Annotated in this window: 10 protein-coding genes and 1 riboswitch; of the genes, 5 read left to right on the top strand and 5 right to left on the bottom strand. The window is 72.9% G+C overall.

Going from position 1 to position 15,886, the window contains the following annotated elements; all coding sequences use genetic code 11:
• A partial coding sequence (locus tag SSP08S_RS58470; RefSeq protein WP_174479449.1) for an NPCBM/NEW2 domain-containing protein occupies positions 1-872 on the top strand: 872 nt, incomplete at its 5' end.
• Here SSP08S_RS58470 and SSP08S_RS57005 read toward each other — a convergent pair.
• Both SSP08S_RS57005 and SSP08S_RS43275 read right to left on the bottom strand, forming a co-directional pair.
• Complete coding sequence (locus tag SSP08S_RS57005; protein ID WP_051106089.1) at positions 859-4,125, bottom strand: AfsR/SARP family transcriptional regulator; 3,267 nt, start codon at positions 4,123-4,125, stop codon at positions 859-861. The genes SSP08S_RS58470 and SSP08S_RS57005 overlap by 14 nt on opposite strands.
• 402 nt (positions 4,126-4,527) lie before the next feature.
• On the bottom strand, positions 4,528-6,627 hold the full coding sequence (locus SSP08S_RS43275) for an asparagine synthase-related protein (protein WP_019073891.1): 2,100 nt from the start codon (positions 6,625-6,627) through the stop codon (positions 4,528-4,530).
• 671 nt (positions 6,628-7,298) lie between these two features.
• On the opposite strand from SSP08S_RS43275, the gene SSP08S_RS43270 reads away from it, so the two are divergent.
• The 4 genes from SSP08S_RS43270 to SSP08S_RS43255 all read left to right on the top strand — a co-directional run bounded on the left by SSP08S_RS43270 (position 7,299) and on the right by SSP08S_RS43255 (position 12,386).
• A complete protein-coding gene (locus SSP08S_RS43270) occupies positions 7,299-8,723 on the top strand; it encodes an NsdA family TPR-like regulatory protein (protein ID WP_026179336.1) in 1,425 nt (474 codons plus the stop codon).
• A 149-nt stretch (positions 8,724-8,872) separates the two neighbouring features.
• Positions 8,873-10,126, top strand: a complete 1,254-nt coding sequence (lhgD, locus tag SSP08S_RS43265; RefSeq protein WP_019073889.1) for an L-2-hydroxyglutarate dehydrogenase — start codon at positions 8,873-8,875, stop codon at positions 10,124-10,126.
• A gap of 102 nt (positions 10,127-10,228) precedes the next feature.
• Positions 10,229-11,032: a tRNA (guanosine(46)-N7)-methyltransferase TrmB gene (trmB, locus tag SSP08S_RS43260; RefSeq protein ID WP_019073888.1), complete on the top strand. Its 804-nt coding sequence runs from the start codon at positions 10,229-10,231 to the stop codon at positions 11,030-11,032.
• Between the two features lie 49 nt (positions 11,033-11,081).
• The gene (locus SSP08S_RS43255; RefSeq protein WP_026179335.1) at positions 11,082-12,386 is read left to right on the top strand and encodes a PrsW family intramembrane metalloprotease; all 1,305 of its coding nucleotides are present in this window, start codon (positions 11,082-11,084) and stop codon (positions 12,384-12,386) included.
• A gap of 6 nt (positions 12,387-12,392) precedes the next feature.
• Here SSP08S_RS43255 and SSP08S_RS43250 read toward each other — a convergent pair whose 3' ends face one another.
• From SSP08S_RS43250 to SSP08S_RS43240, 3 genes are all read right to left on the bottom strand, one after another.
• Positions 12,393-13,337: an aldo/keto reductase gene (locus SSP08S_RS43250; RefSeq protein ID WP_019073886.1), complete on the bottom strand. Its 945-nt coding sequence runs from the start codon at positions 13,335-13,337 to the stop codon at positions 12,393-12,395.
• A gap of 47 nt (positions 13,338-13,384) precedes the next feature.
• Positions 13,385-14,392 carry a M23 family metallopeptidase gene (locus tag SSP08S_RS43245; protein ID WP_019073885.1) on the bottom strand — a complete coding sequence of 336 codons (1,008 nt, stop codon included), beginning with the start codon at positions 14,390-14,392 and terminating at the stop codon, positions 13,385-13,387.
• 11 nt (positions 14,393-14,403) lie between these two features.
• A riboswitch (cyclic di-AMP (ydaO/yuaA leader) is annotated at positions 14,404-14,560 on the bottom strand.
• A gap of 163 nt (positions 14,561-14,723) precedes the next feature.
• Positions 14,724-15,827 carry a PP2C family protein-serine/threonine phosphatase gene (locus tag SSP08S_RS43240; RefSeq protein ID WP_158697292.1) on the bottom strand — a complete coding sequence of 368 codons (1,104 nt, stop codon included), beginning with the start codon at positions 15,825-15,827 and terminating at the stop codon, positions 14,724-14,726.
• Between the last annotated feature and the right edge of the window lie 59 nt (positions 15,828-15,886).

The following is a 15,886-nucleotide window of genomic DNA, read 5'->3' as shown; positions in this document are numbered from 1 at the left end:
GTGCGTCCGCGGCGGCGGGCGGCAGTTCGTCGGGCGGGGCCGGTGCCGGGGGCGCGGCGGCCTCCGAGGGGCTCGGGGCGCCGGTGAAGGCGGGTATCGCGGCCGGTGTGGTCGCGGTGGGCGTGGTCGCGGCGGTGGCGTTCGCGCTGGCCAACCACGGGGATTCGACGAAGCCGCCCGAGGCCAAGCCGGCCCCGTCCTCCTCCCCCGTCGTCAAGCCCGAGTCGCCAACGCCCACGCCCCCGAAGAAGCAACCCGCCCCGGAACCGGCGGTGTTGGCCCCCGAGCCGACCCCCACTCCGAGCCCGACGCCTACGCCCAAGCCGACGCCGCCCCCCAAGGCCACCCCCACTCCGACTCCGACACCGACTCCCCGGCCCACGCCCACGCCTACACCGACGCCCACCCCGACACCGACCCCGACGCCCCCACCCGCGCCGACGATCTTCCAGGTGAGCGAGCTCTCCTACAACGTCAACGGCGACGGCACCGCCCCGGAGATCCGGCTCGGCGACAGCAGTTGGGTGTGGCAGCGCTACGGCGTCGCGATCGGCGGCACGCGCTACACCCACGGCGTCACCGTGCACGGCCGCTCCTCCGTCACGATCGACCTCAACCGCCAGTGCGTCTCCTACGACGCGCGGGTCGGCGTCGACGACATGACGCTCGGGCTCGGCAGGGTCTACTTCTCGGTGTACGCCGACGGGGCCCGGCTGTGGAGCTCCGGGGAGATCGACGGCGGGGACCCTGCGGTGCCGGTCCATGTGGACCTCGCCGGGCGCAAGACCGTACGGCTGGTGGTCGAGCCGCGCAGTTCCTTCGACGACCTGGCCCTTGCGGACTGGGCGGAGTCGAAGTTCACTTGCCAGTAGGGCCCGGCTCCGGTTCCGGATACGGCAGTTCGGTCAGCACCTGGTCCACGGTGAGGGACTCGCCCCGGGTGCGCTCGGCGGCGTAGCGCTCGGCGCCCAGTGCGGTGCGGGCGGTCTCCTGGATGTGCTCGGTCCGGGCGCGCTCGGGCATGGGGCGCGGATGGCCGCCGCGCAAGCGGTCGGACGCCGCGAACAGCCTTACGGCGCGCGGGAGTTCACCGAGTTCGGCGAACAGTGTCGCCGCGTGGTCGACCAGGGCCGCGGTGACCACCTCGGCGCAGCGCAGCTCCACCGCCTCGCGCAGGGCGGCCGCCATCGCCACCAGCCCGCGCGCGGGGCCGGACTCGGCGGCCGTGACCAGGGCGTCGACCGCGCCCAGCGCCGCCCGGAACTGGGGCGGCGGTGTGCCGCGTTCGCTCTCCTCACGGGCCTGTTCGCAGAGCGCGCGGGCGTGGGCCACGTCCCCGTCCTCCAGGGAGATGTGCGCGCGCAGCAGTTGGATGAACGCGTGGGCGTCCGCGACTCCGTGCCGGTCGGAGGCCTCGGTCGCCTCGTCCAGGCCCGCGATCGCGGCCTCGCGGTCACCCGCGCGGTAGGCCAGTTCGGCGAGCCGGGCGATGAGGAACGGCGTCTCGGTGTGGGCGCCGACCTCGTAGGCGAGCGCGAGTGCCTCCTCGTAGGCGCCCTTGGCCTCCTCGAACCGGCCGCGGCTCATGGCGGCCTCGCCGACCGCGCTGGACACCTGGGCCCGCACCCAGCGGTCGCCGACGCGGCGGCAGAGCTCGCGCAGTTCCGCCAGGTCGTCGTCGACGCCCGCCATGCCGCCCGGGGAGTCGACGACCATGTGCGTGCGGAACATCAGGATGACGGCGACCTCCCAATCCCCGCCGTACGCACGGGCGTTGGCGACCGCCACGTCCATGACGTCCCGGATGTCCATCGTGTCGCGCAGGAAGTACGCGGTGAACGGCCACGCGAGCCCCGGCATCCGCGCCGCGTCCGGGCCGCCACCGGCAAAGAAGCCCTGCACCAACGAGACGTACCGACGCAGCCGCTCGTCCCGCAGCCCGTTCGGCAGGTGATCCAGCGCTCCGGATTCGGCACCCAGGAAGAGGTGCAGCATCCGGAGGTTCATGCGCTGGGTGTAGAGGGGGTGGTCGGTCCCGGCGTCCGGGGCGGTGAGGTAGGCCTCGAACGGGTCCTGAGCGGTCCCGGTGGTGATCAGGGCAAGGATGCGCTCGGTCCAGTCGACGCCCTCGCGGCGGTAGTTGCGGAGCCACCAGAACCAGCCGACGGCGAGGGCCAGGGTGCCCGCCTCGGCCTCGTCGCCTGCGGTGATGGTTCGGTCGAGGGCCGCGCGGATGTTGTCGAGTTCGGTCTCCAGGCGGGCGATCCACGGGAGTTGCTCCCAGGAGCGGAGCAGGGGTTCGGCCTCCTCGGTGAGGGCGCGTACCCAGGATCGGTGTCGGCGCTCGGCCGCTGTCCGCAGGGCCGGGGTCTCGGCGGCGCGCTCGACGGCGTACTCGTGGATGGTCTCCAGCATGCGGTAGCGCATGCCGTCGGGTGCCTCCCCCGGGGTGGCCACGATCAGGGACTTGTCGACGAGGGCGCCGATCAGGTCCGCCGCGGGACCGGTGCACACGCTCTCCGCCGCCGCGAGGTCCCAGCCGCCGGCGAACACGGAGGCCTCGCGCAGCAGGGTCCGCTCGTGCTCGTCGAGCAGGTCCCAGGACCAGTCGACGACGGCCCGCAGGGTCTGCTGGCGGGGCAGGACCGTACGGCTGCCGGAGGTGAGGAGGCGGAAGCGGTCGTCGAGGCGGTCGGCGATCTGGCGCGGGGTGAGCAACCGCAGCCGGGCGGCGGCGAGTTCGATGGCCAGGGGCAGGCCGTCGAGGCGCCGGCAGATCTCCGTGACCGCTTCGGTGTCCTGGAGCACGGTCTGCGCGTCGGGGCGGACGGCGGCGGCGCGCTCCGCGAAGAGGCGGTGGGCCTGGTCGGGGACGAGGGGTTCGACCGGGCGCACCGACTCGCCGGGGACGCCCAGGGGTTCACGGCTGGTGGCGAGGATCGTGAGCCCCGGGCAGCGGGTCAGGAGGGTCTCGGCGAGGTCGGCCGCCGCACCGATGACGTGTTCGCAGTTGTCAAGGATCAGGAGTCGGCTGCGCGCCGCGCAGTACTCGATCAGCAGGGCGACGGGGTCGTCCTGCGGGACCGCCAGCTCGGTGGTCATCAGCACGGTCTCGCGCAGACCGAGGGCACTGACCACCGCGCCCGGCACCGCCTCCGGCCGGTCGAGCCGGGCGAGCTCGACCAGCCACGCCTGCGGGAGCCCGGCGGCGGCCTCCTCGGCGAGACGGGTCTTTCCGGAGCCGCCCGGTCCGGTGAGCGTGACGAGGCGGGCCCTGTGCACTTCGGAACGGATGGCGGCGATCTCGGGTTCCCTGCCCACGAACGAGGTAAGCCGTGGACGCAGGTTGCCGTCGCGTTCGGACTGCCGGACGGGATGGCCGCCGTTCCGGGCCGGACGGTCCGCGGACGGCGACTCGAGCAACTCGCCGTGCAGGGCGCGGAGTTCCGGCCCCGGGTCGGTGCCGAGCCCGTCGGCGAGCGCGCGCCGGGCGGTCTCGTAGGCGGCGAGCGCGTCGGCCCCCCGGCCCGAGTCGCGCAGGGCGCGGATGAGGAGCGCGTGCAGCGGTTCGTCGTACGGGTGCGCCGCGGTCAGTTCCTTCAACTCCGGTACGGCGTCTGCGGCGCGGCCGAGCAGCAGGTCGGCCTCGACCCGCGCGCGGGTGGCCTCCTCGCGCAGCGCGTCCGCGCGGGCGGCGGCGGACCGGTCGGGGAGGTCGGCGAGGGCGGGCCCGCGCCACAGGGCGAGCGCCTCGCCGAGGTCGCGGGCGGCGGCGGTCGCCTCGCCCCGCTCCAGGGCGGCCGTGCCCTGCCGCACCAGCCGTTCGAAGACGTACAGGTCCACGTCGTCCCGGGTCGCCGCGAGCCGGTAGCCGCCGGGCTCGGAGACGATCGCGTCCTTGCCGACGGTACGACGCAGTCGGCCGACGAGGGCCTGGAGGGCGGCCGGGGCGTCCTGGGGAGGCTCGTCGGCCCACACCTCGTCGATCAGGGTCCCGAAGGGGACGATCCGGCCCGGGTGCAGCGCGAGTGCGGCGAGCAGCGCGCGCAGCCGCGCACCGCCGAGCGCCACGACAGCGCCCCGCTCGTCCTCCGCCCGGGTACTGCCCAGGATTCCGTACCGCACCGGCCCATTGTCGCCGGGCACGAGGGCCGAGGTCACGGCGTTTGCGGGCGGGGCCCTCGGTTGGGGCGGTTTGTGCGGGTGCGCTGCCCGAGGTCGTCGTGGCGGGACGCTGAAGCCGCTCCCGCCGGCGGGAGGCTCAGGCCACTCGGGCGGCATTGCACGCGCGCGTGCCGGTGTCCCCGGCGGGCCGCCAGCCGACCGACCCACAGCCCCGGTTGTACCGGTGCGCGCCGCCCAGGCCACCGCGTCAGGACACTCCCGCCGCTCCCTCCGACATCGCACGCGCACGTGCCGGTGCCCCCGCGAGCCGACAACCGGCCGGCCCAGAGCCCCGGTTGTACCGGTGCGCGCCGCCCAGGCCGCCACGTCAGGACACTCAAGCCACTGCCGTCGGCGGCTCCCTCAGGCCACTCCCGCTCCCCCACCCGAAGCCAACGCCCCCCGCTGCGGCCTGATCCCCGCCGGTACCGCACGCGCGCGTGCCGGTGTTCCCGTCCAGCAGGTGCCTCGGCGGGCCAGCAGGCGGCCGAGCCACAGTTCCAGGGAGACCAGGTCCGCGAGGCCGTCCAGGGGGAGGGGTTCGCCCTGGGCCGCCGCGCGGAGCGCCTTGCGGACGACGCGGGCCTCGACCAGGCCGGCCTGTGCCAGCAGGGGTGTGTCGAAGAGGGCCATCAGGGAGTCCGCGGCCACCCGGAGTCCCGTGCGGGACGCGGCCGCCGCCGAGGCGTGGGACGGGGCGCCCCAGCCGGGCGGGAGGTCGCCGACGCCGGCGCCCTCCAGGACCGTGCGGAGGATGGCCGCGCGGGCCCCTGGCTGGACGCGTAGCGCCTCGGGAAGGGTCCGGCAGGCCCGGACGACCTGGTTGTCGAGGAAGGGCATGTGCAGGCGCTGGGAGCGGATCTCGGCGGCCTGTTCCAGGACGCGCAGGTCCCCCGCGTGTCTGGCGAGCGCGGCCCGCGCGCGGAAGTCGCCCGGGCGCTGTCCCGGGCCGACCCCCTGGCCCTGACGGCTGGGCGCCCCTTGTAGGCGAACCGATACTTCAGCCAGGGCCTCACCGGTCAGCCAACGCGCCGCGGGCCCCGGTCTGGCCCACGTGAGCGCCGCGAGAGAGGCCCCTACGGCACCCCCCGGCTCGTCGAAACGCTTCTGGAGGAGCCGGTCGGCGAGGACCTCGAGACCCGCGCCGTAGGGCGTACGGGCCAGCCGCCGGGCCGCGCCGTACACGCGCCCGGGGACCATCACCGAACCGTCCGCCTTCGCCAACGCGGCCACCGGGCGCACCAGATGACGCCGTTTGCGGTCCATCAGCAGATCCGCGAGTCGGGCCGGGTGTGCGTCGAGGACCTGGCGGGCGCCGTACCCGGTGAAGTGGTCGGCGCTGCCCGCCGCGAGCCGGGCGCGGTGGCGGGCGGCGGTGATCAGGGAGGGGCCGGGTTCGTCGGTGAGGGGGCCGTCGAGTTCGGCGTACGGGAGGACGTCCTCGCCGCCGGTGACCACTACGTGGTGCAGGCGGGGGTTGGCCGCGAGGGTGCCCGCGCGCTCCACCTCGGACTCGCGGCCGCGAACGGCGAGATCGTTGAACGTGACGGCGAGGAGCCGCTCGCCCGCGCCGGTGCCGTGTCCGAGGACCGTGCCGGGCGCTCCCGGCAGCCCGGCGGCGAGCAGGGCCAGCGTCCCGGAGGCGGGCCCCCCGGAGAGGTCGGCGCCGATGCCGGGGACGGGCATCCCGCGCGCGGCACGCCGTTCGGCGGGTCCCATGCCGGGCACCGGGCCCGGGTCGATGTCGGGAACGTGCCGGGGCGCGGACAGGCGCGCACGCACGGCGTCGACCAGTGCGTCGCGTACGGCGTCCACCGCACTGTCGGGGTCAACAGGCGCGGCGGCGACGGCGAGGGAGGCGACCGGCTCGTACCCGGCGATCTCGCGCGCCCCGGCGCGCAGGATCAGCGCATGCCCCGGCGGAATGCGACGTACGCCGTCGTACGGCGTGGAGTCGTGCAGCGCGGCGGGGACATCGGGGGCCGCGAGCAGGGCCGCCAGGTGCCCGAAGTCGAGGTTGGCCTCGATGAGATCGGCCAGCGGGAGCGCGGCGGTCGAGTAGGCCGTACCGCCGGCCCAGGGGGTGTAGAACACCGGCTTGGCGCCCGCGAGATCGCCGCAGACCATGGTGCGGCGGCCGACCTTGACGACCGCCGTGTAACTCCCCGACCAGGCCGTCAGATGCCGAAGTGCCCCTCCGCGCGCAGAGAACAGGCTGAGGCGCAGCTCCTCGTCGGAGGCGCCGCACGTGCCGAGGACCGCGATCCGGGTCTCCGCGTCGACCTTGACGACGCGCACCTCGTCGGGCCGCCAGTCGCCGACCGCCCACAGCGGATCCGGGTCTCCCCACAGGAGTTGGGACCCCACCGGGTGGACCGTCTCACCGTCGAGTCCGGTCGCTCCCGCCGAACCGATCGCGGCGGCTCCAGCGGCGGTACTGCTCCATCCCACCAACCACCGCATCGACGCCTCCACAGGCTGTGGACAACCAGTGCACCGCACGAACTGGGCACCATGCTGCCATGAAGGACGCCTTCCGGAGGGCCGGAGAAGCCGCTCGAGATCGCGTGAGGACGCCCTGGACGAGGGACAACCGGACAAGGACGACCCTACGTCCGCGACGCGAATGCGCCCCCGATACGCTCCCCCAAAACCCCTAACGCGCCCTCAACTCCCGTGGTAGGAGCGGTATTCGGCACCGAGAGGCGGGGGCGATTTTCGGCCAAATCGGTGTTACGAGCACAGGCTCGCGCACGCTCCGTACATGCCGTGCGCACCGCTTCGTACCGCGCACAGTCCGGGAGGCGGAGTACGCCTCCCGGACCGGTCCGCCGCCCGCGGGGATGTAGGCGGCGGTGTCCCCCAGCCCACTGGATCCAGTACAGCGGGCCGACCCACGCACGATCCATCGAAGCGCTCCCGCGATGGCCGGAGAAGAGCGCACGGACGGGCGCACGGCCACACGGCGGGGGCACGTCGCAACCCTCCGTGCAAACCCCGCACTCGCGTACGGACCACAATCCCGCCATCCGGAACAATGCCCCTTAACGCTTGGGATGCGGCGAACTACGCTGGGTTTACGAATGCCGCATGGTTATGCCAGCGCGGCAGCCGTCTGTGTCGAGGGGTGGCGCATGTCCAGGGAGCAACGCGGGCCGAACGAAAAACTCGGCACCGTTCTCGCCCTCGCGGGAATCAGCAACGCAGGACTCGCGCGTCGCGTCAACGATCTTGGCGCTCAACGCGGGTTGACACTTCGCTACGACAAGACGTCGGTGGCGCGCTGGGTGTCGAAGGGAATGGTGCCCCAGGGCGCCGCCCCGCACCTCATCGCGGCCGCCATCGGCCAGAAGCTCGGCCGCCCGGTGCCGCTCCACGAGATCGGCCTGGCGGACGCGGATCCCGCGCCGGAAGTGGGCCTCGCATTCCCCCGGGACGTCGGTCAAGCCGTGCGTTCCGCAACGGAGTTGTACCGCCTCGACCTCGCCGGCCGCCGGGCCGGCTCCGGCGGCATCTGGCAGTCCCTCGCCGGGTCGTTCGCAGTCAGCGCATACGCAACGCCCGCCTCACGGTGGCTGATAACCCCGGCCGACAGTTCGGTGGCGCGCGAGGCCAACTCCGCGGAGGGCTCCGGGGCACCGCTGAAAGTCGGCCACAGCGATGTGCAGAAGCTGCGGGAGGCCGCGGAGGACGCCAGGCGCTGGGACTCCAAGTACGGGGGCGGCGACTGGCGTTCGTCCATGGTGCCCGAATGTCTGCGGGTGGAGGCGGCACCGCTGCTGCTCGGCTCGTACTCCGACGAGGTCGGCAGAGCGCTCTTCGGCGCGAGCGCCGAACTCACCCGGCTCGCCGGGTGGATGGCCTTCGACACCGGGCAGCAGGAGGCGGCGCAGCGGTACTACATCCAGGCGCTGCGGCTCGCCCGCGCGGCGGCGGACGTGCCGCTGGGGGGCTATGTCCTGGCCTCGATGTCCTTGCAGGCGACCTACCGGGGATTCGGCGACGAGGGCGTCGATCTCGCGCAGGCCGCGCTCGAGCGCAACCGGGGGCTTGCGACCGCCCGCACCATGAGCTTCTTCCGGCTTGTCGAGGCGCGGTCCCACGCGAAGGCGGGGGACGCGCAGGCCGCCGGGGCGGCGCTGAAGGCGGCCGAGGGATGGCTCGAGCGGTCCCGGGAGGGCGACAACGACCCGTCCTGGCTCGGCTTCTACTCCTACGACCGCTTCGCCGCGGACGCGGCCGAGTGCTACCGGGATCTGAAGGCGCCCCGGCAAGTACGGCGGTTCACCGAGCAGGCCCTGTCCAAGCCGACCGAGGAGTTCGTGCGGTCGCACGGGCTGCGGCTGGTGGTTTCCGCGGTGGCCGAGCTGGAGTCGGGGAATCTTGATGCGGCGTGCGAGCAAGGGGTGCGGGCGGTGGAGGTCGCCGGGCGGATCTCGTCGGCTCGGACTACCGAGTATGTGAAGGATCTTCTGCATCGGCTGGAGCCGTATGGGGATGAGCCTCGGGTTGTCGAGCTGCGGGAGCGGGCTCGGCCGTTGTTGATGGCGCCCGCCTAGGGATTTGCCTGGCTTGTGTGGTCTTGCGGGTGCGGGTCTGCTGTGGCTGGTCGCGCAGTTCCCCGCGCCCCTGGGTGGGCTGCCCTTCCCCGGGTTTGAAGGCACTGTCAGTGGTGCAGTGCACTATCGAAGCCGGGAGGTGGTGCGCGGTGGTCGGGTACGACTGTGATGTGCTCGTGGTCGGGGGTGGGATCGTCGGGCTGTCGGTCGCGTATGCGATCGGGCGGGCCGCACCGGGCACGCGGGTGACCGTGCTGGAGAAGGAGGCGGGGCCCGCCCGGCATCAGACGGGGCGGAACAGCGGGGTGATCCACAGCGGGATCTACTACCGGCCCGGCTCGCTCAAGGCGCGGTACGCCGTGGGCGGCGCCGCCGAGATGGTCAAGTTCTGCGCGGAGTACGGCATTCCGCACGCCGTCACCGGCAAGCTGATCGTCGCCACGGAGCGCGCCGAACTCCCCCGCCTGCACGCGCTCGTACAGCGCGGCCGGGAGAACGGCATTCCGGTGCGCGAGCTCGGCGGGTCCCAGATCGCCGAGTACGAGCCTGAGGTGCGCGGCCTCGCCGCCATAGAGGTCGCGACGACCGGGATCTGTGACTACGTCGCGGTCGCCCGGCACCTGGCCGAGGCCTCCGGCGCCGAGATCCGCTACGGCGCGCGCGTCGCCCATGTCGACCGGCGCCCGGAGCGCGGGGTCGCCGTGCGGACGACGGACGGTGCCGGGGGCGGAGACATCGTCCGCGCGCGCGTGCTGGTGAACTGCGCCGGCCTGCAGTGCGACGAGGTGGCCCGGCTGACCGGTGACGACCCCGGGATGCGGATCGTGCCGTTCCGCGGCGAGTACTACACGCTGACACGGCCCGAGCTGGTGCGGGGCCTGGTGTATCCGGTGCCCGACCCGGCGTTCCCGTTCCTCGGTGTGCACCTCACGCGCGGCATCGACGGCAGCGTGCACGTGGGGCCGAACGCGGTGCCGGCGCTGGCCCGCGAGGGCTACGGCTGGGGTGTCGTACGCCCCCGTGAGATCGCGACCACGGCCGCCTGGCCCGGGGTGTGGCGGATGGCGCGCCAGCACTGGAGGTACGGGGCGGGGGAGCTGCGCCGGTCACTCTCCAAGAGCGCGTTCACCAATGCCGTACAGCGGCTGCTCCCCGCAGTGACACCCGACGACCTCACGCCCTCGTCAGCCGGGGTGCGGGCCCAGGCCGTCCTCCGGGACGGCACCCTCGTAGACGACTTCCTGATCAAGGAGGGCCCGCGCGCGGTCCACGTCCTCAACGCCCCGAGCCCGGCGGCGACGGCGTCCCTGCCGATCGGGAGGGAGGTGGCGAGGCGGGCTCTGGCCGTATTGGGCCAGGAGAAACGCCTCCCCCTTGAAACCCCGGGCAGGGCAACCCCCTAAGGGGCGCGGGGAACTGCGCGACCAGCCACGGCGGACCCGCACCCGCAAGACGGCACAAGCCACGCAGACGCCTATGCGCACGCCCCGTAAAATCACCGCACCATGTCTGACTCCCCCAACACCCCCGACGCCCCCGCCCAGCCCGCGCAGCGAACCCGCAGGGACGAGCCCCGCTTCCCCGACGGCCCCAAGCCCGACCCCGCCGGCTCCCACTTCGAGCGCCGCATCCGGAGTTTCCAGCCGCGCAGAAGCCGCGTCACAACGGCCCAGGCCGACGCCCTGGAACGCCTGTGGCCCAAGTGGGGCCTGGACATCGACGGGCAGCGGAACCTCGACCTGACCGAGCTGTTCGGGAACGACAACCCCGTCGTGCTGGAGATCGGCTTCGGGATGGGTGAGGCGACCGCGCAGATGGCCGCTGCGGACCCGGCGACGAACATCCTCGCCGCCGATGTGCACACCCCGGGCCAGGGCAATCTGCTGGGCCTCGCCGACCACCACGGGCTCTCCAACATCCGGGTCGCCAACGGGGACGCGATCATCCTGCTGCGCGAGATGCTCACGCCGGACTCGCTCGACGGGCTGCGGGTCTACTTCCCGGACCCCTGGCCGAAGAAGCGGCACCACAAACGGCGGCTGATCCAGGAGGAGTTCCTGACGCTGGCCGCGTCCCGTCTCAAGCCCGGCGCGACCGTGCACTGCGCGACGGACTGGGAGCCGTACGCGGAGCAGATGCTCGAAGTGCTCGGCGCGCACCCGGACTTCGAGAACAGCCAACCCGACGGTGATTTCGCGCCTCGTCCGGACTTCCGGCCGCTGACCCGTTTCGAGGGGCAGGGACTGGACAAGGGACATGTCGTGAACGATCTGCTGTTCCGTCGCGTACCCCACGACGACCAGCGCTGAAGCCAGGCTCCCTCGCGGGCCGTGCCCTTACCTCGTTAGGGTCGATGCCGTGGCCACGTACTCGCCGTACCCCCCACACCCCGGCCACCCGGCCGGTGGTGTGCCCGGGCACGTGCCGCGCGGACGCTGGTGGCACCGGACGGGGGTCCGTTACGGCGCGCTGATCACCCTGCTCGCGCTCTCCGGGCTCGTCATCCTCGCCCTGGTGCGCCAACAGACCGGTACGGAAGGGTTCTTGGTGGGTCTCGGGCTCGCCGTGCTGCCCGTGCCGCTGCTCGTCGCCGCGTTCCGCTGGCTGGACCGGGTCGACCCCGGCCCCTGGCGGAACCTCCTCTTCTCCTTCGCCTGGGGCGCCTGCGCCGCCGCGCTGATAGCGATCGTCGCCAACAGCTTCGCCACCAGATGGATAGCGACCGCGACCGCCGACCCGACCAGCGCGGACACCCTGGGCGCGACGGTGATAGCCCCGATCGTGGAGGAGTCGGCGAAGGCGGCGGCCGTCCTGCTCGTCTTCCTGTTCCGCAGACGGGACTTCACCGGGATCGTCGACGGGGTGGTGATAGCCGGGGTCACCGCCACCGGCTTCGCGTTCACCGAGAACATCCTCTACCTCGGCACCGCCTTCGGCACCGACCAGCTCACCGGCGACCGCGGCTTCACCTCCGTGACCGCGGCGACCTTCTTCGTGCGCATCGTCATGTCCCCGTTCGCGCACCCCCTGTTCACCGTCCTCACCGGCATCGGCTTCGGCATCGCCGCGCTCACCCCCGACCGCCGGCACGTGCGGCGCGTCCTAGTCCCGCTGACCGGACTGCTCCTCGCGATGGGCATGCACGCCGTCTGGAACGGCTCCTCGACCTTCGGCCAGTACGGCTTCTTCGAGGTCTACGGCCTGTTCATGGTGCCCGCGTTCGGCCTGCTGACCTGGCTCGCGGTCTGGACCCGGCAGCGCGAACTGCGCGCCGTGCGCGAGGAGTTGCCCGTGTATGTCCTCGCGGGCTGGCTGACCCCCGTCGAACCGTTCGCGCTCGGCTCGATGAAGGCCCGCAGGCTGGCCCGCGACTACGCCGGCCACCACCTGGGCCGTCCCGGGGCCCGCTCGGTGGCCCGCTACGAGGCCTGCGCGACCTCCCTGGCGTTCCTGCGCCACCGGGCCGCGCGGGGCCGCGCCGGCGCCGACTTCGCCGTACGGGAAAGGGAGTTGCTGCACGAGCTGTGGCAGCGGCGGGAGGTGGCGCGGCCCGCGCTGGAGTACGCGGCGCGGCGGATCGCGCCACCGGTGCCGGTGGTGGTGCCGCCGTGGCCGGTGTACGGGTCGTACGGGACTCCCGTGTACAACCCGTACCGGTCCTGACGACACTCAGGCGGAGGCCTGGGTCAGCCGCTCGATCTCGGCGTCCGTGAGGGCCAGTTCGGCCACGGCGAGCAGGTCGGGCAGCTGGTCCACGGTCCGGGCGGAGGCGATCGGTGCGGCGACCGTGGGCTGGGCGGCGAGCCAGGCGAGGGCGACCGTCGCGACGGAGGCGTCGTGGGCCTGCGCCACCTCGTCCAGGGCGGTCAGGACCTTCTGGCCGCGCTCCGAGGCGAGGTACTGCTCGGCGCGTCCGGCGCGCGGGCTGTCCACGGTCGTACCGGGCCGGTACTTGCCGGTGAGGAAGCCGGCCGCGAGGGAGAAGTAGGGGAGCGCCGCGAGGCCGTTGCGCTCGGCCACGTCCCGGAGTTCGCCCTCGTAGGTGTCGCGGGAGACGAGGTTGTAGTGGGGCTGGATGGCGACATAGCGGGCCAGGCCCTCGCGGTCGGAGAAGTCGAGGGAGGCCTGGAGGCGCTCGGGCGTGATGTTGGAGGCGGCGATGTGCCGCACCTTGCCCGCCTTGACCAGGTCGTCGAGCGCGCCGACGATCTCCTCGACCGGCACTTCCTCCTTGTCGAAGTGCGGGTAGTACAGGTCGATGTAGTCGGTGCCGAGGCGGCCGAGGGAGGCGTCGGCCGCGGCCTTGATGTTGGCGGCGGACAGCCCCGGGTACTCGGGGTGCTGGCTGACCTTGGTGGCGATGACGACGTCGGAGCGGTTGCCGCGGGCCTTGAGCCACTTGCCGATGACGGTCTCGGACTCGCCGCCCTTGTTGCCCTCGACCCACGCGGTGTACGAGTCGGCGGTGTCGACGAAGTTGCCGCCCGCGGCGGTGTACGCGTCGAGCACGGCGAAGGAGGTCGCCTCGTCGGCGGTCCAGCCGAACACGTTGCCGCCGAGGTTCAGCGGGAAGATCTCCAGGTCGGACCGGCCCAGCTTGCGAAGTGAAGTCATACCTCAGTTCAACCGCCGGGCCGGAACCGGATATTCCAGCGGGTGGGTCAGGGGTTGAGGCCCTTGCTGCGCAGCCAGGGCGCCGGGTCGCTCGCGGTGGCCGCGCCGTTGATGTGGACCTCGAGGTGGAGGTGCGGCCCGGTCACGTTGCCGGTGGCGCCCACGCGGCCGATGACGTCACCGGTGGCGACCTTCTGGCCGACGCTGACGTTGATCGAGGACTGGTGGCAGAACCACAGCTCGGTGCCGTCGTCGAGGGTGAGGATCGTGCGGTAGCCGTAGGACCCGGCCCAGCCCGCCTCGGTGATCGTGCCGCTGTGGATGGCCTTGATCAGCGTGCCGGTGGGCGCGGCGAAGTCGAGTCCGGTGTGGTAGCCGGAGGACCACATGGAGCCGGCCTGGCCGAAGGTGCCGGTGATCGTGTACGAGGCGACCGGCAGCGTGTACTGCTTGGCGAGGGCGGCGAGCTTCGCGGCCTCGGCCTTCTTCTTGGCGGCGGCCTCGGCGGCCTTCTTGGCGTCGGCGGCCTTCTTCGCGGCGTCCTGCTCGGCCTTCGCGGCGGCGGCGTCGACCTGCTTGGCGACGGCGGCCTCGGCGGCGGCCTGGGACTTGCCGTCGACCTGGAGCTGCTGGAGCTCGGCCTGTTCCATGATCCGGTTGCGCAGCAGCTCACCGGCGTCCGAGGTGCCCTTGGCGGTCTCGGTGGTGGTCACGCCGACGCTGCTGAGCGCGGTCGCGGAGCCCTTGGGGGTGCTGGAGGAGTCGTCCAGCAGGTGGCCCACGTTGGGCAGGTCGGGCATGGAGATCGAGACGGGCGGCTTGCCGGTGTTGGCGCTGGCCATCCCGCCGGCGCTGACGGCGGCTATGACACCGACGCCCAGGACGGTGGAGCTGCGGGCGAATCCCCCGCCACCACGCTGCTTGGCGACACGGTGCTTGCCGCGGTTGGGAAGAACGGACTCCGCGCTGGGGTTCCACTCCTCCCAGGGGCCCTCGTCGGGGCGGTAACCGCCGTAGACGAACGGGGCTTCTGGGGCAGCCTGGTTGGACGCCACGTGGGCGTGCTCCTTTCCTTCCTTCTCGCCTACCGGGTTAGCTGACGGGTTCGGAGCAGGAAGGTCTCCTACGCGCGTAAACCGGTCGTGTTCCCACGACTGTCGACGTGCGATTCACCCCAAGTGGTGGTTCCCCGGTTCCCTTGCGGGATTCGGCGCGTGCGCACGGAGCTGTCTCTTGTGACGGCTGGGACGACCGTGCTGCGTTATCGAACGTTAATAGACACGGGCGCCCGTTTCCAAGCCCGTTCGCTTGATCATTAACCTTTCCTTGCTGGACGAAGGGCCCACGACCGGCGAAAAACGGGTGAGTTGACCGGTCGTCGACCGGTCATGGATGGCGTACGGCGATCAGCGCCATGTCGTCCGTCATCCCGCCCCCGGCATAGCGGCGCACCTCCTTGGCGAGGATGCCGAGCAGCGCCTCGGGGCTGCGGAAGGTCCGCCCGGTCAGCCGCTCCCCCGGGTCGTAGAACACGCCGTGGCCGTCGCGGGCCTCGGACAGGCCGTCGGTGTAGAGGAGCAGCGTGGCGCCGCCGGGGAACGCGAACTCCTCGGCCCGGTCGGGCCAGAACCCCAACTCCCCCATTCCCAGCGGCAGTGCGGGCTCCTTGACGAGCAGGGTGTCCACGGTGCCGTCCGCGTGCAGGAGCAGCGGCGGCGGGTGGCCGCGGTCGACGATCCGCAGGACGCCGTCGCCGTGCGGGAGTTCGGCGAGGACGGCCGTGGTGAACCCCTCGAACGCGTCGAGCCCGTCGCGCCGGGTGCCCTCGCGGGCCAGCGCCCGCTCCAGCCGCTGCGCGACCGCCTCCAGGGTGGTCTCCTGCTCGGCGGCCTCCCGGAACGCCCCGATCACCACGGCCACGGCGGCCACCGCGCCCATGCCCTTCCCGCGTACGTCGCCGACGACCAGCCGTACGCCGTGCGGGGTGTCCTGCACCGCGTACAGGTCGCCGCCGATGAACGCGCCCTCCTGCGCGGCCTCGTAGCGCGCCGCGATCTCGAACCCGCCGATCCGCTCGGCCGGTTCGGGCAGTACGGCGCGCTGGGCGGCCTCGGCGATCTCGCGTACGGAGGCGAGCTGTTCGCTGCTGCGGCGGACCAGGGTGTTGATGAGGACGGCCAGGACGGCGACCGTGGCCACGGTGGCCACCTCGGTGACCGCGTCGATGTGGAGGACGATGCCGAGCCTGATGTGGATCGCGAGGACGACGGCGAGCGAGGCCAGGCCGGTGAGGACGGTGCCGCGCCGGGAGTAGAGCGGGGCGGCGACGAGCGGGGCGGCGGTGAAGAAGGGGGCCGCCGTGAAGGCCTGCGGGGTGAGGTAGTCGTAGCAGGCTCCGACGATCAGCAGCAGCGCGGGCAGCCGGCGGACGAGGGCGAGGACACGGGCGGTCCGCCGTCCCTCGTCGGGGCCGAGGCCGGGGTCGGGCACGGGATCGCCTGGCAGACGCCCGCCGGCTCGCACGTACGGACCCTCCGCCTCCACACGTC

The sequence above is a fragment of the Streptomyces hokutonensis genome (genome assembly GCF_000376565.1).
Taxonomy (GTDB): Bacteria; Actinomycetota; Actinomycetes; order Streptomycetales; family Streptomycetaceae; genus Streptomyces; species Streptomyces hokutonensis.
This window is presented reverse-complemented; position numbering and strand designations above follow the sequence as displayed.